This window comes from Streptomyces sp. NBC_00224 (assembly GCF_041435195.1).
GTDB lineage: Bacteria > Actinomycetota > Actinomycetes > Streptomycetales > Streptomycetaceae > Streptomyces.
This window is the reverse complement of the sequence record NZ_CP108106.1, coordinates 3,617,900-3,640,784: the sequence shown is the minus strand read 5'-3', so window position 1 is coordinate 3,640,784 and position 22,885 is coordinate 3,617,900. Positions and strand designations below refer to the sequence as shown.

Here is a 22,885-nt window from a genome sequence, read left to right as displayed (position 1 = left end):
CCTCGCGAGGCGCGAACCGATGGGGTGAGGAAGCCATCCGTGTAGTCGGCGTGCCGCTCTTCTCCGACCCCGGGGAAGAGGCAGGGGCCACGGACTCGCCGCGCGAACCCCCTCCCGAAGGGCAGAGGATCGGTGCCCAAGACCACCTCCGCGGTGGACAAGAGGTCTCCTCAACCCGGAGCAGGCAGCACGCTTGCTGGGCTGGGTGCGCCGGCGCCCTCGCGGGGGCAAGCGACTGCACGCCTTCTTCGCGACGATGTACTACGCTGGGCCGCGCCCAGAGGAAGCCGTGGCCATGGGCGTCTCCGACGTCCGCCTGCCCGAAGAAGACGCAGAGGACCAATGGTCTGAACTGCTCTTCCACACCGCTCAGCCAGAGGTCGGCAAGAACTGGACCGATGACGGCGAGATCCACGAAGAACGCGGGCTGAAGGGACGCGCCTCAGACGACACCCGTGTCGTGCCGGGCCATCCCTCGCTGACTCGGATACTCCGCGAGCACATCAAGGCGAGGGGGCTGAAGCCGGGCGACCTGCTGTTCCCAGGAGAGAAAGGCGACATGCTCGCGGGCTCGGTCATCCGCCGGGCCTGGCTAACCGCCCGGAGGGAAATTCTCACCCCGGAGGAGTACACGTCGCCACTCGGCAAGCGCGTGTACGACCTGCGCCACACCTGCCTGACGAACTGGCTCAACGCCGGTGTCCCACCGGCGCAGGTAGCGGAGTGGGCGGGCAACGGCGTCCCCGTACTGCTCGCCATCTATGCCTGGTGCATCTCCGGTCAGCTTGACGACCTTAAGAAGCGCATCGAGGCACGTGACGCGCTCCCCGACCTGTTCAACTGACGCGCTGCGATGAGGCCTCTGACACCATCCAGGGGGGCCTCATCACACATGGTTGCTGACGGTCGTGGAATTAGAGGGCGGCGTCGACCCTGGTACGCCATGCTGAGTATTCGCGGAACCAGTCGTCAGGACGGTTAGAACCCGCTTCCAGGTATCCGCTGGCTGCTCGCCATCCGCCAAGCCTACGCAGTCCCGGCTCGCCCAACATGAGTAGCGCAGTACGCGGATATCTCTTGACTCTGCGAGCCAGCCGCTCTTTGACGAATTCCAACAACTCGTCGCTCGCGGACAGGGCCGCAGCAGTTTCGAGTTCAGTGGGTCGATAGCCACGATGAACAATGCGCCCTCGGAGGCGGGCCAGGTTTCGGGACCATGTCTGTACCGGACCGATCTTATCCGGATCCCACGTCCCCCCGAGCCGAGGACTGTACTCGCGCCGTACCCGGGAGGCGAGGCCTCCACGCGTTTCGTCGAAGACAGCGATAGCTGCTTCGGTAGACGGCGCTACCAACTGTTCTTCCCAGAGCATCAACGCCAGAGTGCTGTCCAGGATGATCTCCGAAGACAGGGCGGCGTGGATTACGGCATTCCCGTAGTCACCGTCGCGTTGCATGAAGGTGCTGGCCTCCACGGAACGGTCTATGGCCAGCTCTAGCGGTGAGCCGTCCCAGACCCGAGTGAGGTGGCTGGTCAAGCGCTCCATCTGTTCTGCGTTGAGTACTTCGGTGACGGGGTCAGCGGGCGGAGACAAGAACAACATGCCTCCCACGCTGTCGGCGTAGCTGCATGACTCAGGTCGGCGAGCGAACCATAGAGCGAAGGGAACCTGTTCTTTAGTCGCGATGGGATGTCCGTGGTGCTTCACGAGGCGCGTCATGGCAGATACGTCCGATAGAACGCGGAAGCAGCGGTCTAGTGCTTCGTCACGGGTATTTGGCCATGAGGCGTGCGAAGTATCGGCATTCTGAACAGTGATCATCTCCACGACCGTGCGGTAGGACTCAACCGTGGGTTCAGGTTCATCCGGTGTGGGGAGCGGCTTCCCTGTGATGTCAGAGGCTACTTGCGTGAGCGCGCCGAGGTGCCAATTCCCTGCCGCCGCGCGTTCTTTAACCTGCCAGAACTTCAGGGATACGAATACCCGGCTGTTCATGTCGGCTGGCAGGTCTGGGGCCTCTGGCGTCACGCGGAGGGCGATACCGTCCAGTCCGTGAACCTCACCTTCGACCGTCCGTGAGAAGACGGTGCCGTGCGGCAAGGGGCACGGGAACGGGAGCGCAACCAAGAAGGTCAGCAGCACAGGCTGACTGTGAGCTCCAGTCTTCGCAGCATGGTCATCGTCCACGCCCTAGATCCTCGCAAGGGTTGGACTCCATGGCACCGGGTTTTCCGATGTCTGCCGCCCGGCAAGTCTCTTCAGGGATCAGGTCACGTGTTCGATGGCTGGGTGGATGGTGGATGCTTCGCCACGTATTTGCCACGGCCACCCGCAGAAACCCGGAATCAGCAGGACAGCGCCGTACCCTACCCGCCCCCACCAGGCCCGGATCCGGCGCTTACGCGGCCTCTACGACCGCCGCGCTACGGTGCTGCCGAGCAGCAAAAAGGCCCTCCTGGAGGGAGGGCCTGACACCGCGCGGGCGAAAGCGCCCCCGGCAGGACTCGAACCTGCGGCCAAGCGCTTAGAAGGCGCCTGCTCTATCCACTGAGCTACGGGGGCCGGATGGCGGCCGCGGTGGCCTGGAGCCCCCGGGCGGGCAAGGGTGTGATCCGGAGCGGGCTCCGGGTCGTGACCTTGCCGGGGACAAGGATAGGGCTCCTCTCGCCTCGTCCCGGTTGCTTCACCTGCGTGGCACGATGTGGAGGTTCGGTGAAGCGAACCGATAATCGCAGGCGAGAGCAGAACACGCAGCGCTTTTGACGCTCGTGGCGCCGGGTGTTGTGCACTCGTTATGCCTGCGTCCCACTCATCCCGTCTGTCCCATGTGTCCGATCGGCGCGCGAGGGCCTCCATACGCTTCAAAAAGGCGCCAAAATTGGGCATTCTTCGCATGTGGTGACCTTGGACGTACGGCCTCAGCTGATTGACGCACTCTCCGCCTTGCGCGACAGGGTCGCCGCCATGCGTCTTCCCCTGCCCCTGCCGGGGGCGGCGCGGGCACGGCAGACCCGGATCGAGCTGCTCGCACAGCTCGACGATTATTTGTTGCCCCGGCTCAAAGATCCCGAAGCGCCGCTGCTCGCCGTGGTCGGCGGGTCCACCGGCGCCGGGAAGTCCACGCTCGTCAACTCCCTTGTGGGGCGGCGGGTCAGCGAGGCCGGCGTGCTGCGGCCGACGACCCGCACCCCCGTACTCGTCTGCCACCCCGACGACCACCACTGGTTCACCGAGATCCGCGTACTGCCCCAGCTCACCCGCGTCTGGCTGCCCCAGCAGAACGAAGAAGCGGAGGTGGAGGAGGGCATCGGGGGCAATGACGCGGAGAATTCGCTGCGGGTCGAGACCTCGCGGAATTTGCCCGTCGGGCTCGCCCTGCTCGACGCGCCCGACATCGACTCACTCGTCGTCAGCAACCGTCTGCTCGCCGCCCAGCTGATCTGCGCCGCCGACATCTGGGTGATGGTGACGACCGCATCGCGGTACGCGGACGCCGTGCCGTGGCATCTGCTGCGCACGGCCAAGGAGTACGACGCCATGCTGATCACCGTCCTCGACCGGGTGCCCCACCAGGTCATCGGTGAGGTGTCCCGGCAGTACGCGGCGCTCCTGACCAAGGCCGGGCTCGGTGATGTGCCCCGCTTCACCATCCCCGAGCTGCCCGAATCGGCCGGTGGCGGGAGCGGATTGCTGCCCTCCACCGCGGTCGCCCCACTCGGCCAGTGGCTCACCCACCGGGCGCAGGACCCGGCCGCCCGGCAGCAGGCCGTCGTCCGTACCGCCGTCGGCGTCATCGACTCGCTCAACGCCCGTATGCCCGAGCTCGCCTCCGCCGTCGCCGCGCAGTACGCCGCCGCCGTACGGATGACGAGCGCGGTCGAGGAGGCGTACGAGCGGGAAGGGGCACGTGTGCGGCGCAGGCTGCAGGCAGGGGGCGTACTCGCCGGGGACGCGCTCACCCGCTGGCGTGCGTACCCCCGGGACGCGACCTCCGTCGAGCTCCTCGACGCGCTCTGCGAGAGCCTCGCGGAGCTGCTCGGGTGCGCCGCGGACGCCGCCGACGAACGGGTCCGCGAGGCGTGGGGCCGCGAGCCCGCGGCGGCGGAACTGGCCGAGGGCGTACGGGACCGGGAGACCGGTGAGCGCATCGAGCTCGCCGTACGGCGCTGGCGCCGGGTCCTGGAGGAGCTGGCCGAGGAAGAGGTACGGGAGATGGACCGGGCCGTCGCGCCCTCCGCCGAGGCCGTGGCGGCCCTGCTGGCGGCCGCGCTCCTCGGCGGGCGCCGCGCCCGCCGGGCCGGGGAACGGCTCGCCGAACGCATCGGCGCCCAGCGCGCGCTGCGCCTGCGCGACCAGGGCGGTGAGCTGGTCACGACGTACATCGACCGCGTCCTGAACGCCGAACGCGACCGCCGGCTCGCCCCACTGGACGCGCTCCGGGTGACCCCCGAGCCCCAGGCCGGGCTGATCGCCGCGCTGTCCCTACTGCAGAAGGAGAGGTGAGCGGGGTGACCGCTCTGACGGATCGGCCGGGGGCCGACCAGCCCGAGTCCGAACGGCCCGAGTCGGAGCCCGGGCAGTCGAAGTCCGGGCAGCCGGAGGCCGGGGCCGAGCTTCCTTCCCCTCCGGAGGAGGGGGAGCCGGAGCGGTCGGCGGACGGTGGCTCCGCAGCCGGTGGGGACGAGCCCGCGCAGGTGGCAGCCGCACCGCTGACGGTCGAGGTACGGGCCGCCGGGCGGCCCTCGATCGGCCGACTGGAAGCCGTCGCGCCGACGTCGGGATGGCTCGGCTTCGACCGCCCATGGGCCGAACGGCCCCCTTTCCGGCGGACGGAATCGGGTGAGGAGGGAGCTGCGGGTACGCCATCCGTACGGACGGAGCCCCTCCCAGGAGAGGCCGACACGCCCAAAGCAGCCGACGTGACGGAAGCCGACACGCCCGAGGCCGACGATTCTGGAACCGGCACATCCGGAATCGGCGCATCCGGGACTGGAGCATTCGGGACTGGAGCCTCCGGAAAAGCCACGCCCCAGGCCGACACGCCCCAAGCCGACACGCCCGGAGCCGCGACAGTAAATGTCGACCCGTCGGCGGCCGACTCGGCCAAGACCCCGTCCACCGGCGCACCCGAAAGCACCCGCCCCGCCCGCAACACGCCCGCCACCCGCATCGAAACACCCCCGCGTCCCGAATCGCCCCCCACAACCCCACCGGCACCAAGCCGCGCAGCACCGGCATTCACACCGACGGCCGTCCCGGCCCGACCGAGCCGGCCACCCTCCCGCCGCACCCCCGACGCGCGCGCGGCCGCCGACGCCGGTCCCGCCGCCGGCTCCGCGCAGCCCGCGCCCGCCTGGGACGACGGGCTGATCGCTCGACGGGTCAACGAGCCGGCCGAGGGGGAGGTTCCCGTCGAGGAACCCGAGCCGGCGGAGGAGTACGTGCCCATCGGCGGGCCCTACGGGGGCGAGCTGCGCGGGCGGCTGGAGGCCCTGCGCGAGCTCGTGGGGCTGTCGCGGACGCGGCTGGACGGGAAGACGCTGGCCGAGGCCGGACGCGTACTCGACGAGGCCGCCGCACGGCAGCGGCTGTCCGCGCGGCACACCGTCGTCGCCATCGCCGGAGCCACCGGCAGCGGCAAGTCGACCCTGTTCAACGCCCTCGCCGGTACGCACATTTCGGAGACCGGGCTGCGCCGCCCCACCACCAGCGCGCCGATCGCGTGCAGCTGGACCGACGGCGCGGCGGGTCTCCTGGACCGGCTCGGGCTGCCCGGTCGGCTGCGGCGCAGACCGCTGCCCACCGACCCGAACGCCGAGGCCCTGCAGGGGCTGGTCCTCGTCGATTTGCCCGACCTCGACTCGGCGGTCGTCGAACACCGCCGCCAGGCCGACCGCGTACTGGCCCTCGTAGACGCGGTGGTCTGGGTCGTGGACCCGGAGAAGTACGCCGACGCCGTGCTCCACGAGCGGTATCTGCGGCCGCTGGCCGGGCACGCCGAGGTCACGTTCGTCGTGCTCAACCAGGTGGACCGGCTGCCCGGCGACGCCGCCGACCAGGTGCTCGACGATCTGCGCCGCCTCCTCGACGAGGACGGCATGGCACTCGGCGAGCACGGCGAACCCGGCGCCACCGTGCTGTCCCTCTCCGCCCTCACCGGCCAGGGAGTCGGCGAACTTCGCGACCTGCTCAGCCGGTTCGTGCAGGAGCGCGGCGCCCCGGAACGCCGGGTGGCGGCCGATCTGGACGCCGCTGCCGCCGGACTGCGTCCGGTGTACGTCGCGGACGGCCGTACGGGGCTCGACGAGCGGGCCCGGGAGGCGTTCACCGACCGGCTCGCGGCGGCCGTGGGCGCGGCCGCGGCCGGAGAGGCGGCCGAACGCGAGTGGCGCCGCAACGCCGGCCGCGCCTGCGGCACCCCGTGGCTGCGGCTCTGGCGCTGGTACGAGCGGATCCGCATCCCGGGCCGCGAGTCGCCGCTGCCCACTCCTCCTCCGGAGGAGAAGGTGACGGCCCGCCAGCGTGTCGAGCAGGCCGTACGGCTGGTCGCGGAAGCGGCGGCCACCGGACTGCCCGCCCCCTGGGCGCAGGCGGTGCGGGAGGCGGCGGTGCGTGGCGCCGAGGGGCTGCCGCAGGCCCTGGACGAGCTGGCGGTACGGGCGGAACTCGAACGGGGCACCTCACCCAGGCCCGCCTGGTGGCCCGCGGCGGTGCTGGTGCAGGCGGCCATGACGCTGGTGCAGATCGTGGGCGGGCTCTGGCTCGTCGGCCAGATCGTGGGCGTGCTCGAACCCGGTCTGCTGGTCCCCGCGCTGGTCATGCTGGCGGGGATCGTCGGGGGCCCGCTGGTCGAGTGGGCCTGCGGGGTCGCGGCGCGCGGGCCCGGTCGGCGCTACGGGCAGGAGGCCGAGCGGCGGTTGCGGGAGGCGGCGGCCGGGTGCGGCCGGGCCAAGGTCCTGGACCCGGTCGCGGCGGAGTTGCTGCGCTACCGCGAGGTGCGCGAGCAGTACGTGGCGGTGCGCGGCGGGGCGGGGGTGCGGGCGGGGGTGTCGTGAGAGGAGTGACGCGAGGGGGCGGTGACGCGAGGGGGTGACGTGAAGGGGGCCGGGGTTCTGCGACCCACCCCCGCACGCCGCACGCCGCACGCCGCACCCCGCCCCTGGCCAACCGACGCCCCCGCCCCCCGCCACCCCTCGGCCAACCCCCGTACGGGTGACGAGGTTTTCCACAATCGCTGGGTGGTCCACAGCCCCCGGCACAAGGTCCTCCGTCCGGTCCAGCATGGAGATCGACAGCGCAAGGGTTCGATCGGCCGCCTGGGCCGGACGGAGCCGCGACGGGGACGCCGTGCGCGCGACGGGCGCGCACGGCACGCATGACGGGGGAGTGGTGGGGATGAACGACACGCTGGTGACGCTGGTGGGGAACGCCGCGACGCGGGTGGAGTACCGGGAGACGGCGACGGGCGGAGTGGCCCGGTTCCGGCTGGCGGTGACATCACGCCGGTTCGACCGGCAGAAGAACGCCTGGGTGGACGGGCACTCCAGTTTCTACACGGTCTGGGCCTGGCGGACGCTGGGTCTGAACCTGGCCAGCTCGGTCGCCGTGGGCGAACCGCTGGTGGTGCACGGCAGGTTGCGGGTGCGTGACGAGGACCAGGACGGACAGCGCAGATTCTCGGCGGACGTCGAGGCGACCGCGGTGGGCCACGACCTGACCCGGGGGACGTCGGCGTTCCGGCGCGTGGTGAAGGCGGACCCGTCCCTGACGGAGCCGCTCAAGGACCCGGCGGGGGAGGCCGGTTCACCGGCCTCGCGAGCGCATACACCGGCCCCGCCCCCGGCTCCGACGCCCACTCCGGCGTGGACCGGTACGGGCGGTGCGGGTGTGGTGGCGGGGGGTGACGGGACGGCTGGGGCGAGTGCCGGAGGCGCCGGAGAAAGCCCTGGTGAGGGGCGCGGAACAGCTCCCGCGAAGCCACCCGCCGTGGCTGCCGCAGTGCCCTGAACGTCCCGTTCCGTACCGGAGATTTGTCGATAACCCCAGGTGGGGGTGGGTGCCAGCGATAACGATTGCGATTCGGAATGGTTATCTGATCGCATGACAGGGGATCGGGGGGCGCGGCCTCCATAGGATTCCCGTTACTCACGGGGCACTTGAGTCAGCAGGCGAGGCACTTCCCCCACGCACGTACGCGAAAGCTCCTCGCCCGAAGGGGAATTCTGTGTTTTCAGTCGTTCACGGGTTTTCTGTACCCAAGTCTGTACGCAAGCGCGGCGCCGCACGCCTCGCTGCCGCTGTCGCCGTCTCGGGTCTGGTCGCCGGCGGCGCCATAGCCGGCGCGGGCACGGCGGTCGCCGACACGCCCGGCCAGCAGCACCAGGGCGGCGCGGTCGCCACCATCAAGGGCCTGGACCCGGACGCCTCGGGCAAGGCCGTCATCCACCAGCAGGGCGGCGACCGGCCGGTCTCGGCCGGTCTGTTCCAGATGGTCGTCGACGGCGGCGGCACCCTGCGTACGTACTGCATCGACATCCACAACCCGACTCAGCCCGCCGCGAAGTACCAGGAGACCCCCTGGAGCGGCACCTCGCTGAGCGGCAACCCGGACGCGGGCAAGATCCGCTGGATCCTTGAGCACTCGTACCCGCAGGTGAACGATCTGACGGCGCTCGCCAAGTCGGCCGGCCTCAAGGGCCAGCTGACCAATGGCACGGCCGCCGCCGCCACCCAGGTCGCCATCTGGCGCTACTCGGACCACGCCCAGGTCGACGCGGTGGACGCGCAGGCCAAGGACCTGGCGGACTGGCTGACCAAGTCCGCGCAGAACGTGGGCGAGCCCAAGTCGTCGCTGACCCTCGACAACCCGGCCGTCTCCGGCAAGGCGGGCTCCAAGCTCGGCCCGGTGACCGTCCGCACCAACGCCGACAAGGTCTCGGTGACCCCGTCCGAGGAGCTCAAGGCTGCCGGCGTCAAGGTCGTCGACAAGGCGGGCAAGGCGGCCACGACCGCCAAGAACGGCTCGCAGCTCTTCTTCGACGTGCCCGCGGGCGCCCAGCCGGGCTCCGGCTCGCTGACCGTCCAGGCCACCACCCAGGTGCCGGTCGGCCGTGCGTTCGCCAGTGAGTCCAAGAGCCAGACGCAGATCCTCGCCGGGTCCAGCGACTCCACGGTGACCGCCGCGGCCAAGGCGACCTGGGCCAAGCAGGGCGCCATTCCGGCCCTGACGGCCGCGAAGAACTGCGCCAAGGGCGGCGTGGACGTCACGGCGACCAACAAGGGCGACGAGGCGTTCACCTTCAAGCTGGCCGGCTTCTCCTACACGATCGGCGCCGGCAAGTCGAAGACCGTCACCGTGCCGGTCGCCGAGGATCAGGCCTACGACTTCGTGATCACCGGGCCGAACGGCTTCAAGCAGGAGTTCAAGGGCGTCCTGGACTGCAAGACCGCCGGCACCGGCACCAGCAAGCCGTCGTCGCAGCCCAGCCCCGCCTCGGCGGGCGGCACCTCGTCCGGCTCCACCACCGGTGGTGACCTGGCCGAGACCGGTTCCTCCAGCTCCACGCCGATGATCGCGGGCGTCGCTGTCGCCCTGGTCGTCATAGGCGGCGGCGCGGTGTTCTTCCTCCGCCGCAAGAAGGCCGGGACCGCCGGGCACTGACCCCCGCGGCTCTGAGACACGGCACCGTGGACTCAGAGTGACCACCCTGTGACAGTGGCCCCGGTGAGCGCAGGCGCACCGGGGCCACTGGCGTCCCATAGCAGCACCCGTTTCCGCCAGGGGGGCCGTCCCAGGGCCGTCAACGTCGACCGACTTCGACCAACGACGACCGCCCGGGGGAAGCGGCCGATGATCGCGCCCCAGGTCAGGAGCTCCTGACCTACTCATTCGCTCGCAAGGGTGGACGACTGGCAAGATGGGGTGTATCTGCCCACAGCCCGATTCACACTGCCGGACGGTTTCTCTTGGCTGAGTACATCTACACCATGCGCAAGACGCGCAAGGCGCACGGCGACAAGGTGATCCTTGACGACGTCACGCTGAGCTTCCTGCCCGGCGCGAAGATCGGTGTGGTCGGCCCCAACGGTGCCGGTAAGTCCACCGTTCTCAAGATCATGGCGGGCCTTGAGCAGCCCTCCAACGGTGACGCCTTCCTGTCTCCGGGCTACACCGTCGGCATCCTCATGCAGGAGCCGCAGCTCGACGAGACGAAGACGGTCCTGGAGAACGTGCAGGACGGCGCCGCCGAGATCATGGGCAAGCTCAAGCGCTTCAACGAGGTCGCCGAGCTCATGGCGACGGACTACTCGGACGCGCTCCTTGAGGAGATGGGCAAGCTCCAGGAGGACCTCGACCACGCCAACGCCTGGGACCTCGACGCCCAGCTTGAGCAGGCCATGGACGCGCTGGGCTGCCCGCCCTCCGACTGGCCCGTGGTCAACCTCTCCGGTGGCGAGAAGCGCCGTGTCGCGCTCTGCAAGCTGCTGATCGAGGCGCCCGACCTGCTCCTCCTCGACGAGCCCACCAACCACCTCGACGCCGAGTCGGTGAACTGGCTGGAGCAGCACCTCTCGAAGTACGCGGGCGCCGTGGTCGCCGTCACCCACGACCGGTACTTCCTGAACAACGTCGCCGAGTGGATCCTTGAGCTCGACCGCGGCCGCGCGATCCCGTACGAGGGCAACTACTCCACGTACCTGGACAAGAAGGCCTCCCGCCTCAAGGTCGAAGGCCGCAAGGACGAGAAGCGCGCCAAGCGGCTCAAGGAAGAGCTTGAGTGGGTCCGCTCCAACGCCAAGGGCCGGCAGACCAAGTCCAAGGCGCGCCTCGCCCGTTACGAGGAGATGGCGGCCGAGGCCGACAAGATGCGGAAGCTGGACTTCGAGGAGATCCAGATCCCGCCGGGCCCGCGTCTGGGCTCGATCGTCGTCGAGGTCGAGAACCTCTCCAAGGCCTTCGGCGACAAGGTCCTCATCGACGACCTGTCGTTCACGCTGCCGCGCAACGGCATCGTCGGCGTCATCGGTCCGAACGGCGCGGGCAAGACCACGCTGTTCAAGATGATCCAGGGCCTGGAGACCCCCGACTCGGGCTCCATCCGGGTCGGCGAGACCGTCAAGATCTCGTACGTCGACCAGAGCCGCGCCAACATCGACCCGAAGAAGACCCTTTGGGCCGTGGTGTCGGACGAGCTCGACTACATCAACGTCGGCCAGGTCGAGATGCCTTCGCGCGCGTACGTCAGCGCGTTCGGCTTCAAGGGCCCGGACCAGCAGAAGCCGGCCGGTGTGCTCTCCGGTGGTGAGCGCAACCGCCTCAACCTGGCGCTGACGCTCAAGGAGGGCGGCAACCTGCTGCTCCTCGACGAGCCCACCAACGACCTGGACGTGGAGACTCTGTCCTCGCTGGAGAACGCGCTCCTTGAGTTCCCGGGCGCGGCTGTCGTGATCTCCCACGACCGGTGGTTCCTGGACCGGGTGGCGACGCACATCCTGGCGTACGAGGGCGACTCGAAGTGGTACTGGTTCGAGGGCAACTTCGAGTCGTACGAGAAGAACAAGGTCGAGCGGCTCGGCGCCGACGCGGCGCGTCCGCACCGCGCCACCTACAAGAAGCTCACCCGGGGCTGATCTTCTTGGCTCGCCACATCTACAGCTGCCCGCTCCGCTGGTCGGACATGGACGCCTTCGGGCACGTCAACAATGTGGTCTTCCTCCGCTATCTGGAGGAGGCCCGCATCGACTTCATGTTCCGGCTGGCGCCGGGGGACGGCTCGCCGTCGTTCTCGGGCGGGTCCGTGGTGGCCCGGCACGAGATCGACTACGTGCGGCCGCTGGTGCACCGCCACGAGCCGGTGACCGTCGAGTCGTGGGTCACCAAGATCGGCGCGGCGTCGCTGACGATCGCGTACGAGATCAAGGACCCCGAGCAGGTGTATGTGCGGGCGTCGACGGTCGTGGTGCCGTTCGATCTCGCTGCGGGGCGGCCTCGGCGGATCTCCGCGGAGGAGAAGGCGTTCCTCCAGGAGTACGTGGAGGAGGCCGACGCGGGTCGCGGTGGCCGTGCAGGGCGTGGCGACCGTGGTGACCGCGTGGAGCGGGCCGCGGCATGACCGTGAAGCTGGGCTTCGCCGATGCCGGGGAGGTGGCGGATCTCGCCGCCTTCCTGGCCCGGCTGATCCACTACGACCGGTCGGCGGCCGTCCGGCTGCAGGCCGGCGGTGGTGCGCTGGCGGTGTTCGGGCGCCCGCCGGCGTTCGAGGTGCTGGCGATTCGTACGGTGCGGCTGGACGCGGTGGTGGAGCTCGATGTCACCGTCTCGGCGGGTGAGCTCCTGGAGGCGCTCGACGAGCCCGCGTCCGCGGTGGTGGTTCCTCCCTCCGTGACCGGTCCGCCGTGGGCGGGCGTGCTGCCGCCGCGCGGCGGCTGGAGCCGGCTGCCCGGGCTGCCCTCGGCCGCGGAGATACGAGATGCGGTCGGGGCCGCGGTGGCGGAGTTCCGGGCGCGGGACGAGGCGTTGCCGGAGCAGTCGCGTACGCGGGCGGAGCGGGACCGGATCGGGCGTGAGATCTGGTCGCGGACGCTGGGGGCGACGGAGGTGCCGCTGCGGGTCGTGCACGCGGCGCAGTCCCTGGGGTTTCTGCGGGGCGGGGCGGGGCCGGGTGCCGGTTCTGGCGCGGAGTTGGCTTTGCTGGGGGCGGGGCCGTGGTTGCGGCTGCGTACGGCGTATGGGTCGGTTGCGGTTCGGAGGGTGGGGGCGGGGGCGCTGCCGCTGTCTCCGGTGTGAGGGTTGCCCCACCCCGCCCCTTCGCCTAAACCCTCCGGGGGTGGGTGGGGGGTGGAGGCTCGTTTCCCGGGGGCTGCGCCCCCGGACCCCCTCTGCGGGGCCTGCGGCCCCTGCACCCCGCTTTCGGGGCTCCGCCCCGGACCCCGCTCCTCAAACGCCGGAGGGGCTGAATGTGCCCGGGCCCCGTTCTGCCTTTAGGGGCGCGGGGAACTGCGCGACCAGCCCCCACCGAACCCGCAGACAAACAGCGCTACTCCCCACTCCCATCCGGCCACACCTGGATATGGTCCTGCTCCAGCTCCAGCAGCACCCTTCTCTCCATCCCCAGGGCCTCCGTGTACTCCGTGGGGAGTTGGAGGCGGCCCGCCCTGTCGAGCATCGCGTATTCGCGGGAGACCACTGACTCCTCGCCCGTCTGCTCGTTGAGGTGGGTGCGGCGTAGGACCTCCGTGGAGGTGCGGCCGTCGCGGATGGCCACCGTGCGGCGGACCTCGTTCGCCACCGTCTGGTCGTGGGTGACGATGACGATCGTCGTGCCCAGCTCCTCGTTCGCCGTGCGGAAGGCCGCGAAGATCTGTTCGGCCGTGGCGGAGTCGAGTTCGCCGGTCGGTTCGTCGGCCAGGAGGACCGAGGGGTTGTTGGCGAGGGCCACCGCTATCGCCACGCGCTGCTGTTCGCCGCCGGACATCTGGTGGGGGCGGCGGTCGCGGCAGTGGGCCACCCCGAGCAGGGTGAGGAGTTCGTCCGCTCGGGTCGACTTGCCCTTCGCGCCGCGTCGGCGGCCTCGCAACTGCATGGGGAGCGAGGTGTTCTGAGCGGCCGTCAGGTACGGGAGGAGGTTTCTCGCTGTCTGCTGCCAGACGAAGCCGACCACCTCCCTCCGGTAGTCCAGCCTCGCCTTCGCGTCCATCGACAGCAGGTCCCGGCCCGCCACCTTCGCCTGGCCCGCCGTCGGGACGTCCAGGCCCGCCAGGATGTTCATCAGTGTGGATTTGCCGCTGCCGGATGCTCCCACCAGGGCCATCAGCTCGCCGTCCGTCACGAGGAGGTCGAGGCCCTGCAAGGCCTGGACCTCCACGCCGTCCGTCGTGAAGATCCGGACCAGGCGGTCGCAGGCGATCAGGGCGTCATGGCCGTACGCCGGGCGGTCACGCCGCGCCGCCGCCCGTTCCTCCAGCTCGGACAGCGTCCGGACTTCCGTCCCCGCCGTCGCCCCGGCCCTCGTCCCCGTCATCGCGTGTCTCCTGCCCTCAGTTCCGTCACCGAGCCGCGCCGGCTCGTCCACCACGCCTGGGTCGCCGCGACCCCCGCCGCAAGCGCCACCACGCACACCGCCGGTATCAGCAGCGACATCGGGTCCGTGCGCAACCCGCCGCCCGCCGCAGCGGTCGACGGAGAAGCCGCCAGGGCCAGGCCCGTCAAGTCCACGCCGGGGGCGAGCAGTTCCGTCGCCGCCCAGCCCGTCAGGGCGCCGCCCAGCGCGGCCAGGACCGCCTGCGGCAGTGCTTCCAGGATCAGCAGGCGGCGGCCCTGGCGGCGGGTCAGGCCCATCGTCCGCAGCCTCGCGAGCAGGGCCGAACGCTCCGGCGCGCCCCGCAGCAGGGAGAGCAGCAGCGCCAGCACCGCGTACCCCGCGCCCGCCGCCACCGCTGTCCCGTAAACCCGTTCCGCGCCCGACTGGAGCGGCGAGTCGACGAGCTTGCGGCGTGTCTCCGAGCGGAGTTGGACCGTTGGGGGGTCGCCCGCGACGCGGGGAGTCGATACCGTCCGGCGCAGGTCCTTCGCGTCCAGGCCCGTCCCCGCCACCAGCAGCGTCGTCGGTTCCCGGGCGCCAAGACCGGCCGTGTCCACCAGCAGGAAGTCGCTGCGCGGGACGGCGGGGGTGCGCTCCCGCACGCCCACCACCTGGACCATCAGCCGGTAGCCCGCCACCCGCACCTCCCTGGGACCCTTGCCCAGGCCCGCCGCCACCTTCGGTGACGCGATCGCCGAAAACGCCTTGCCCGGGCGGGCCTTCAGGTCGTCGGCCCGGATCGCGCCCAGGCCGGTGCCGGCCGTGAGGCGGGCGTACGAGGACGGGTCCGCGCCGATCACCGCGATCTTGTCGCCGTACGGCATCTCCACGCCGTAGTCGACATGGGCCGCGGCCACCCGCGACACCCCGCCGACCTTGGCGACCCGGTCCGCCAGGCCCGGCGGCAGCGCCGTCACGCTGTCGACCCGCGCGTCCGCGCCCGTCGTGTACAGCGCCGCCCGGTCCCGCGCGTCCGCGACCCCGGCGAGCACCGAGCCGCCGAACGCGGCCGTGGTCAGCGCCGTGAGCAGGGCGAGCAGCGGGAGCACTCCGCCGCCGGAGGCGCGGCCCGCGCGGGCCAGCGAGAGGAAGCCGACCGTGCTGCGCAGCCGCGCGGCCGGGCGGGCCGCCCAGCGCAGGGGCAGCGGATACAGCCGTACGAGCACCAGCGCCGCGATCACGCCGATCAGCACCGGCGCCGAGCTGACCAGCGAGTCGGAGCCCGCCGCCGTGGTGCGCCGGCGCAGCGCCGCCACCGCGCCCACCGCCAGGACCAGCAGGGTCAGTTCGGCCACGGTGCGGCGCCGGGAGGGCCTGACGCGTACGAGGTCGTCGCGGTCGGAGGCGGTGCGGACCCTGCGGTGGGTGAGTACCGCCCGTACCGGCAGGGCCAGACAGGACACCGCCGCCACCGTGGCCACGGCGAGCAGCGCGGGGCCGAGCCGGCCGCCGCGTACGGTCAGGACCGCCAGGCCCAGGCCGAGCGCCGCCGCCGGGACCGTCACCACCGCCGTCTCGGCGGCCAGCCGGCCGCCGATGCCGGGCAGCGAGCCGCCCCGGGCGCGCAGCAGGGCGAGTTCGGTGCTCCGGCGGGCCGCCGCGAGGCCGCCCGCCATCAGCAGGACCACGACCGCGACCGTCGCCGTGCCGAAGGTGGCGACCGCGACGACGGGGGTGATCGAGTCGCGTACGGAGGTGTACTCCTCCAGGATCGCGTCGAGTTCGGTGGAGATCGTGGCGCCGGGGCCGACCTGCTCGCGCAGGGCGGCGAGTGCCGGGCCGGCCTCCAGGGAGGCCACGGAGGTGGCGAGGCCGTGCAGCCGACGGGCGTTCATGCTGCCCGCGGCCGGGGCGATGTCCGCGTACAGCTCGGGACTGCCCGCCGTGCCCAGGAGTACGGGCGCCGAGTCGGGGCCGAGCAGCAGGCCCGCGTACCAGTAGTGCGGCGCCTCGCGGTCGCTGGGGGAGGAGGAGTTGAACTCGGGGTCGCGCAGCACCGGTTCGGTGGCCCAGTAGTTCCCGTCGGGGAGCAGCGGGCGCACGATCCCGGTGATGCGGATCGCGAGCGGCTCGCCCCCCGCGCCCGGCACGTGGATGACCGAACCGGGGGAGATGTGGAGCGCCTTGGCGGTCGCCGCCGTCACCGCCGCCTCGGCCGTGTGCGAGGTCGCGTCCGCCTTCGCGGTGGGCAGGCGCCCGCTCACCAGACGGGCGTGGTCGGAGAGCGACGACCGGGAGGCGATCAGCAGGCGCGGCGGCAGGCCCTCGGGCCTCGGCAGCCAGGAGTCCAGCGGGGAGTCGGCACGCACCTTCTCCGTGGTGCGCACCCCGTACGCCGACTGCCCGTTGTCCGCCCGGAGCGGCGCCGGGATCGCCTTGAGCTGGTCCCGGTAGGCCCGTTCCATGGCCTGCGGGCCGAGCGCGGAGTCGCCGTTGACGGGCATCGGGCCGGACAGCCGGATCACCGAGTTCTCCGGCGCCGCCGACTCCACGGCGTGGCGCAGCCCCCGGTCCTCGTACACGTCGACCCCGCGCGGCAGCGACGCGGCCAGGAACGCGGTGAGCAGCACCAGCAGGGCGAGCGCGCCCGCGGCGCCCGGCGCGGTCCGCAGCCGGGTCCGCACCCAGGGGGCAACGGCCTTGGTACGCATGTCAGTTGCCCCCCTGGTGGCGCAGCGAGACCGCCGGGTCGGTCCGCCGCAGCGCCAGCGTCGCGACGATCAGCAGCGGTACGGCGGCGACTCCCGCCAGCAGTACGGCGAGCCGCCCGGCGGGCAGTTCCACCAGCACCTTTGGCACCGGCTGGGTGGCCTGCCCGGTCAGCACGATCAGCGGCACCACCGCGCGCGTCAGCACTTCGCCCAGGGCGAGGCCCACGAGCAGCGCCAGCGCGATCAGCACCCCCTGCTCGGCCGCGATCAGCCGGGCCAGCTGGCGGCGCGGGGCGCCCAGGGCCCGCAGCACGGCGAACTCCGCCCCGCGTTCGCGCAGCGAGCCCGCCGCGCTCACCGCGAAGCCGACCGCGGCGAGGGCCGCCGCCACGATCGCGGCGGCGATGAGCGCGGCCTGCGGACCCGCGCCCAGCGGGTCGTCGCGCAGCTGCTCGGCGACCTCCGCGCGCACCACCACCTGCTGCGGATCGATGTCCGGCCGGGCCCGCAGCGCCGCCGCCGCGCGGGCCGCGTCGCCGGGGCCGGTGGTGAGCCACCACTCGGTCGGGGCGAGGCTGCTGCCGGTGTCGACGGCGAGCCGCGCGTTGATCGCGCTCAGGTCGAGCAGGAGCGCACCGCCGTCGCGGCCGCCGCCACCCGCGGTCTCGGCGCCGGGCCCGGTCGTCGGGACCTCGGCCATCCGGTCGACGACCTTCGCGCGCAGCGTCTGCCCGGCCAGGACGGCCGTGACGGTCTGCCCGACCCGGGTTCCGCTGGAGGCCAGGAACCGGTCGGTGGCGATCGCCGTCAGCGCGGGCGGCGCGGGCCGGACGGCGGCGACTCTGACGGTCCGGCTCGGTATCCCCGTCCAGGAGCCGGCGGTCACCAGGGTCGACCCCGTGGCGTACGGCACCGACAGGGCCTGCCCCTCGGTCTTCGGGGTCAGGGCCAGCAGGCCGCCCGGGCCCTCGCCGGACTCCAGCGAGGTGGCCCGCCAGCGGTCGGCGGCGGGCAGCGCGACGGGGGCGGTGCGCCCGTCCCGTGTCACGGTCCGCAGCTCCCGCACGGTGAAGCGGTGCTGTTCGGCCTTCTCGTACGGCACGTTGAAGTCCAGCTCGAAGCAGGTGAGCGCGAGCGGCGCGGCCGGGCGGCCCACCGGCGCGCCCGCCGCCAGATCGAGCGAGAGCCGGCGCTCGGCAGGGCGCCCGTCGGCCTCCAGGGGCCCGGCCGGGAGGCGGTACTGGATGCCGAAGCGGTCCTCGACCACCGCCGTCAGATTCGCGGTGACCCCGCTCGGGGAGGCCCCGCCCGGGGTGCCCTCGGCGCCGAGCCGCAGGCCGAGGGCGAGCTCGGCGGCGTCCGCCGGGAGCAGCACACCGGTCCGCGCCGCCCGGGGCGGGGTGAGCTCGCCCAGGAGCGCGCGGGGGGACCTGCCGCCGAGGTCGGAGCGGAGCAGCAGCCCGTCCGCGTGCGCGGTGTCCAGGGCGAGCAGCGTCCCGGAGCGGCCGCCGGAGAGCTCCACCGAGGAGCGCGCGGCCGGGGCCACCGCCCGTACGCCCGGGACCGCGTCGTACGAACCGGCCTGCCCGAAGCCGCTCAGGCTCGACCCGAAGACCCGCACCGAGGTGCCCGCGCGGAAGTCCGCCTGGTCCTCCTGCGAGCGGTCCCACGAGGCGGACTGCCCGATCGCCAGCATGCCCATGGCGACCGCGAGTACGAGGAGCAGCACCGGGCCCGCGCCGCGCAGCGGACGGCGGCTGAACTGCCAGCCCGCTAGCGCCGCCGGGAGCCCGCGCCCGCCCGCCGCCCGCCGTTCGGCCAGCTTGGCGGCGGGCGGCAGCAGCCGCAGGGTCAGTACGGTCCCGGCGAGCAGGGCAAGCGCGGGCGCGGCCACCAGGAGCGGGTCGATGCCGAGGCCGCCCGCTCGGTCGCCGCTGAGCGCCCCGGACCCCGAGGTCTGGCGGTCCAGCTGCCAGTAGGCGACCCCGGCGATCAGCAGGAGCCCGATGTCGGCCCCGGCGCGCACGGAGGCGGGCAGTGCGGCGGCCCGGGCGCGGGTGGCCCGCCCGGCCGACAGGGCCGGGGCCACCACGGCCGCCGCGCACCCCAGCGCGACCAGCGCCGCCACCAGCCACACCGTGCCGGTCGGGCCGGTGTCGAGGTGGATGCCGATCCGGGCGAGCGGGCCGTGGCTCGCGAGGAGCCGGGTGAGCGGGCCGGAGAGCAGCGGTGCGCACACCGCCGCCGGGGCGGCGAGCAGCAGCGCCTCGGTCGCGGACAGGCCGAGGAGTCGGGAGCGGGAGCCGCCGCGCGCCCGCAGCAGCTCGGTCTCGCCGGTCCGCTCGCTGCTCAGCAGCCGGGCCACCAGCAGCAGCGCGTACCCGGCGAGCAGTACCAGTTGCAGCGCGACGATCAGCAGGGTCGAGCGGGAGACAAGCAGCGAGCGCTCGGCCCGGTCGAGCACGTCGGGCAGCGAGGTGGCGGCGGTCGCGTCGCCCGCGAACACCTTGCCCTCCACCAGGGACTTGGGCCCCTGGGTCGCCGCCGCACGCAGGGCGCCGATCCGGTGGGTGGTCAGGGTGGAGAAGTCGGCGGAGGCCAGCCAGGACGTCTGGCCCCGGCTCAGCCGCCCGCCGGTGAGCGCCGTGGGATCGGTGAGCAGCGGCCCGTACGTGGTGAAGTTGACCCGGCGCGTGCCCCGGCCGCCGAGGTCGTCCAGCTGCCAGTACGCCTCGGTGGCGTCGACGGGACGGTAGACGCCGGTGACGCGGACCTGCACGGCCGGGCCGCTCATGCGGTCGGTGAGGGTCAGCGAGACGGGCCAGTGGCGCAGGCCCAGCTGGGCGGCGGCGTTCTCGGGGAGGGCGGCCTGGATCTCGCGGCCGGTGCCCGGCGGGGCGGGCCAGCTGCCGCCGGTCAGCCGGACGCGGGTGCGGTCGACGGCGGCGAAGAGCGTGAGGTCGGGCTCGGTGCCCTTGCGGGCGTCCGGCGACTGGAGGGTGCGCGGCAGCGCGTAGGGGCCGGACTGGGTCAACGTCCTTGTGGTGACCGGGAGTCCGCCGAAGGTGCGGTGCGCGCCCTCGCGTACGGCGGCGTCGGCGGCCTGCCGCTTCGCCTCGGGGACGGTCGCCTTGACGATCAGCGAGGCGGGCGCGCTGGACCTGGTGGCCAGGGTGTGGCGCAGGGACGCGTCCCCGATGGAGCCGGAGAAGGCGGTCAGGGCGGCCAGGACCGAGGTGGTCAGCAGGACGGCCAGCAGCGCGGCGGCCAGAAGCAGCCGGTGCGCGCGCACCCGCAGAAACACGAAACCCGCCACACGGCCCCCAGATCCCCGCTTTGCCCCCGAAAGTCTGTCCGGATGCTTTCAGAGGGCACAGGTTCGTGGAAACCGCTTGCGGCCCGATCTTGCCCGATCGTGACCGGAATGCGATCACGGAGTGCCGCATTCCGGGTTCGGGGCGGGCGGAACGTGAACTTCCGTCCTACTCCGCCGTGTTGACCATCGAGGCGGCGGCGTACGTCAGATAGTTCCAGAGCGTCGTCTCGTGCTCCCCGGAGAGCCCCAGCTCGTCGACGGCCGTACGCATATGGGTCAGCCAGGCGTCGTGCGCGGCCCGGTCGACGGTGAACGGCGCGTGGCGCATCCGCAGCCGGGGGTGGCCGCGGTGGTCGCTGTAGGTGCGCGGGCCGCCCCAGTACTGGATCAGGAAGAGGACGAGCCGCTCCTCGGCCGGGCCCAGATCGCCCTCCGGGTACATCGGCCGCAGCAGCGGGTCCTCGGCGACGCCCTGGTAGAACCGGTGGACCAGGCGCCGGAAGGTCTCCTCGCCGCCGACCTGCTCGTAGAAGGTCTGCTCCTGAAGCGTGCCGCGCGGAATCTCGTTCACGTGTCCATGGTCTCAGACGCCGCGGCCGAGTACCGGAGGCCTAGGACCACTCGCCTCCCGGGCCCGCGCGCAGCACAGTGGACATATGGGCGCACACCGGGATTCGGCCGCCAGGGCGCGGGCGGCCCTCGTCGCGGAGATCGTGGCCGGGGGCGCGCTCGCCGACCCGGCCTGGCGGGCCGCCTTCGAGGAGGTGCCCCGCGACCTCTTCGTGCCGTACTACTTCGTGGGGCGCCCCGGCGGCTACGAGCGGCTGTGGGGCGAGGACCCGGACCCCGACCGGCGGGCGCGCTGGCTGGACGGGGTCTACACGGACATGCCGCTGGCCACCCGGCTGCGCGACGGGGAGCTGCTCTCCTCCAGCAGCCAGCCTTCGCTGATGGCCCGGATGCTGGAGGTCCTGGACGTCCGGGACGGGCACGCGGTCCTGGAGATCGGCGCCGGGACCGGCTACAACGCGGCGCTGCTCAGCCACCGCCTCGGCGAGGAGCTGGTCACCACGGTCGACCTGGACCCGGAGATCACCGAGTCGGCCCGGACGCATCTGGTGGCGGCGGGCTTCCGCCCGGCGGTGGTGACCGGCGACGGGGCGCGCGGCTGCCCGTCGCGGGCGCCCTTCGACCGGATCATCGCGACCTGCACCCTGCCGTCGGTGCCGGCCGGGTGGCTGGCGCAGTGCACACCGGGGGCGCTGATCGAGGCCCCGCTGGCCACCGGGCTGATCCTGCTGAAGGTGCGCGACGCGGGGCACGCGGAGGGGCGCTTCCTGCACACCCCGGCCTACTTCGTGCCGCTGCGGGGCGTGGCGCCCACACCCGGCGCCCCGTACGCCGGAGGGCTGCCCCGCCCGAGCCTGGAGAACGAGCTCTTCCGCTTCCTGCTCGCGCTCACGGCGGACAGCCTGGACCCGTACGAGGCGTACGAACTGTGGCGGCGCGAGGACCGCCCCCGGCGCGAGCGGTTCGGCGTGACGGTCACCGACGAGGGCCAGTGGGCCTGGCTGGACGACCCGCGGGGACCACATACGTGGCCCCTGCGGGATGTGGTCCCGGGGAACGTCTAGCCGCGGCGGACCGTGATCGTCGTCCAGGCGCCCACGTGGACCCGGTCGCCCTCCTGGAGCGGGACCGGCACGTACGGCTGGATCGGGTCCTCGGCGCCGTTGATTGTGGTGCCGTTGGTGGAGTTCTGGTCGACCACCGCCCAGCTGCCGTCGGGCTGCTGGACCAGGACCGCGTGCTGGTGCGAGACGCCCGGGTCCTCCGGCGGCACCGCCAGGTCGATGTCGGGCGCCTCGCCGGTGGAGTGGCGGCGGCGGCCGATGGTGAGCTGGTTGCCGGTGAGCGGGCGCTGCTGCTCGGGCGAGTACGCGGGCAGGTTGAGCCCGGACGCCTCCGGCCCGCTGCGCTGCATCATCGCCATGAAGTAGTCGCGGTCCGGCCCGATGGTCACCAGCCAGCCGAGCGGCTGCGGCGGCGGGGCCTGGAACTGCTGCTGGGGCGGCTGCGGCTGCTGCGGGGCATGGGGCGCCTGGGTGTGCTGCGGCGGCTGCGGGTGGGAGGGCGGCTGGATCATCCAGTCGTCGTTCTCTGCCCGGGCCGGCGGCTGCACCTGCGGGAACGTCGGAGGCGCGGGCGGCCCCGCCTGCTGGAAGACCGGCGGGGGCGGCGGCCCCTGCTGGAAGTGCGGCGGCGGGCCCTGGCGCAGGGACGGGTCACCGTTCGGCGGGGGCGGCGGCCCCTGGTGGAACGGCGGCGGGCCCTGCTGCGCGGGGTCGCCGGTGAGCGGCTCGGCGGGCCGGTTGACCTGCGAGGGCCGCGAGCTCTGGTACTCGTACGGGTCGCGCTGCTGCTGCGGGGGCGGCGGCGACTGGAACCCGGGCGGCAGATTGAGGCCCTCGCCACGCCCGGGGGCCGGGTTGGGCGCCAGCGGCGTGTACGAGGTCGCCGTCTGGGTGAGGTAGTTCCAGCGGCACTCCTCGCAGAAGGGCGTGTTGCCCTCCCGGGGCGTGCGGCACTGGGGGCAGAGCTCCGCCGGGGCGGCGGGGGCCTCGGGGGCGGGGTAGCCGTAGCCGCCCTGCGGGGGCGGCCCCGGGAAGGCGGGCGGGGGCGGGGGAGGCGGCGGCACGGCGCCCATGCGATGGCCGCAGACCTCGCACCAGTCGTCGGAACCCGACTGGTGTCCGTTCGGGCAGGTCGGCATGGAGTCGCTTCCCCCTCTCCTCGTCCGGCCCCTCGGGCCGAGGCACTCAAGTGGTTTCGCTA

General features: G+C 72.6%; 15 protein-coding genes and 1 tRNA gene. 9 read left to right on the top strand and 7 right to left on the bottom strand.

Translation table 11 applies throughout. From position 1 onward, the window contains the following. The first annotated feature begins 295 nt into the window (after window positions 1–295). The gene (locus OG965_RS16215) at window positions 296–844 is read left to right on the top strand and encodes a hypothetical protein (protein ID WP_371652784.1); all 549 of its coding nucleotides are present in this window, start codon (window positions 296–298) and stop codon (window positions 842–844) included. A gap of 70 nt (window positions 845–914) precedes the next feature. On the opposite strand, the gene OG965_RS16210 is transcribed toward OG965_RS16215, so the two are convergent. Together OG965_RS16210 and OG965_RS16205 are read right to left on the bottom strand one after the other, a co-directional pair. Continuing rightward, a complete protein-coding gene (locus tag OG965_RS16210; RefSeq protein ID WP_371652783.1) occupies window positions 915–2,144 on the bottom strand; it encodes a hypothetical protein in 1,230 nt (409 codons plus the stop codon). Window positions 2,145–2,491: 347 nt separating this feature from the next. Further along, a tRNA-Arg gene (locus OG965_RS16205) sits at window positions 2,492–2,564 on the bottom strand. 342 nt (window positions 2,565–2,906) lie between these two features. Here OG965_RS16205 and OG965_RS16200 point away from each other — a divergent pair. The 7 genes from OG965_RS16200 (at window position 2,907) to OG965_RS16170 (ending at window position 12,789) form a co-directional block, all read left to right on the top strand. Continuing rightward, entirely contained in the window at window positions 2,907–4,505 is a 1,599-nt protein-coding gene (locus OG965_RS16200) for a dynamin family protein (RefSeq protein WP_371656954.1), read from the top strand. Window positions 4,506–5,368: 863 nt separating this feature from the next. Further along, entirely contained in the window at window positions 5,369–7,057 is a 1,689-nt protein-coding gene (locus OG965_RS16195; RefSeq protein ID WP_371656953.1) for a GTPase, read from the top strand. Window positions 7,058–7,397: 340 nt separating this feature from the next. Further along, entirely contained in the window at window positions 7,398–8,009 is a 612-nt protein-coding gene (locus tag OG965_RS16190) for a single-stranded DNA-binding protein (protein WP_371652782.1), read from the top strand. Between the two features lie 217 nt (window positions 8,010–8,226). Continuing rightward, entirely contained in the window at window positions 8,227–9,663 is a 1,437-nt protein-coding gene (locus OG965_RS16185; RefSeq protein ID WP_371652781.1) for an LAETG motif-containing sortase-dependent surface protein, read from the top strand. Between the two features lie 305 nt (window positions 9,664–9,968). After that, window positions 9,969–11,633 (top strand): energy-dependent translational throttle protein EttA, encoded by a 1,665-nt coding sequence (gene ettA / locus OG965_RS16180; protein ID WP_371652780.1) that lies wholly within the window; start codon window positions 9,969–9,971, stop codon window positions 11,631–11,633. Between the two features lie 5 nt (window positions 11,634–11,638). Further along, window positions 11,639–12,115, top strand: a complete 477-nt coding sequence (locus OG965_RS16175) for an acyl-CoA thioesterase (protein ID WP_371652779.1) — start codon at window positions 11,639–11,641, stop codon at window positions 12,113–12,115. Next, complete coding sequence (locus OG965_RS16170; RefSeq protein WP_371652778.1) at window positions 12,112–12,789, top strand: hypothetical protein; 678 nt, start codon at window positions 12,112–12,114, stop codon at window positions 12,787–12,789. Before OG965_RS16175 ends, OG965_RS16170 begins: the two co-directional genes overlap by 4 nt. Window positions 12,790–13,039: 250 nt before the next feature. Here the strand turns inward: OG965_RS16170 and OG965_RS16165 are convergent, their stop codons facing one another. The 4 genes from OG965_RS16165 to OG965_RS16150 all read right to left on the bottom strand — a co-directional run bounded on the left by OG965_RS16165 (window position 13,040) and on the right by OG965_RS16150 (window position 20,621). Then, the gene (locus tag OG965_RS16165; RefSeq protein WP_371652777.1) at window positions 13,040–14,023 is read right to left on the bottom strand and encodes an ABC transporter ATP-binding protein; all 984 of its coding nucleotides are present in this window, start codon (window positions 14,021–14,023) and stop codon (window positions 13,040–13,042) included. Then, window positions 14,020–16,734, bottom strand: a complete 2,715-nt coding sequence (locus OG965_RS16160) for an FtsX-like permease family protein (RefSeq protein WP_371652776.1) — start codon at window positions 16,732–16,734, stop codon at window positions 14,020–14,022. Before OG965_RS16160 ends, OG965_RS16165 begins: the two co-directional genes overlap by 4 nt. Before the next feature lies 1 nt (window position 16,735). After that, on the bottom strand, window positions 16,736–20,050 hold the full coding sequence (locus OG965_RS16155) for an FtsX-like permease family protein (RefSeq protein WP_371652775.1): 3,315 nt from the start codon (window positions 20,048–20,050) through the stop codon (window positions 16,736–16,738). 166 nt (window positions 20,051–20,216) lie between these two features. Next, complete coding sequence (locus tag OG965_RS16150) at window positions 20,217–20,621, bottom strand: globin (protein ID WP_371652774.1); 405 nt, start codon at window positions 20,619–20,621, stop codon at window positions 20,217–20,219. Window positions 20,622–20,706: 85 nt separating this feature from the next. On the opposite strand from OG965_RS16150, the gene OG965_RS16145 reads away from it, so the two are divergent. After that, window positions 20,707–21,684: a methyltransferase domain-containing protein gene (locus OG965_RS16145; RefSeq protein WP_371652773.1), complete on the top strand. Its 978-nt coding sequence runs from the start codon at window positions 20,707–20,709 to the stop codon at window positions 21,682–21,684. Here the strand turns inward: OG965_RS16145 and OG965_RS16140 are convergent. Next, window positions 21,681–22,823, bottom strand: coding sequence for an FHA domain-containing protein (locus OG965_RS16140; protein WP_371652772.1), 1,143 nt, complete (start codon window positions 22,821–22,823; stop codon window positions 21,681–21,683). The two genes, OG965_RS16145 and OG965_RS16140, sit on opposite strands and share 4 nt — an antisense overlap. Between the last annotated feature and the right edge of the window lie 62 nt (window positions 22,824–22,885).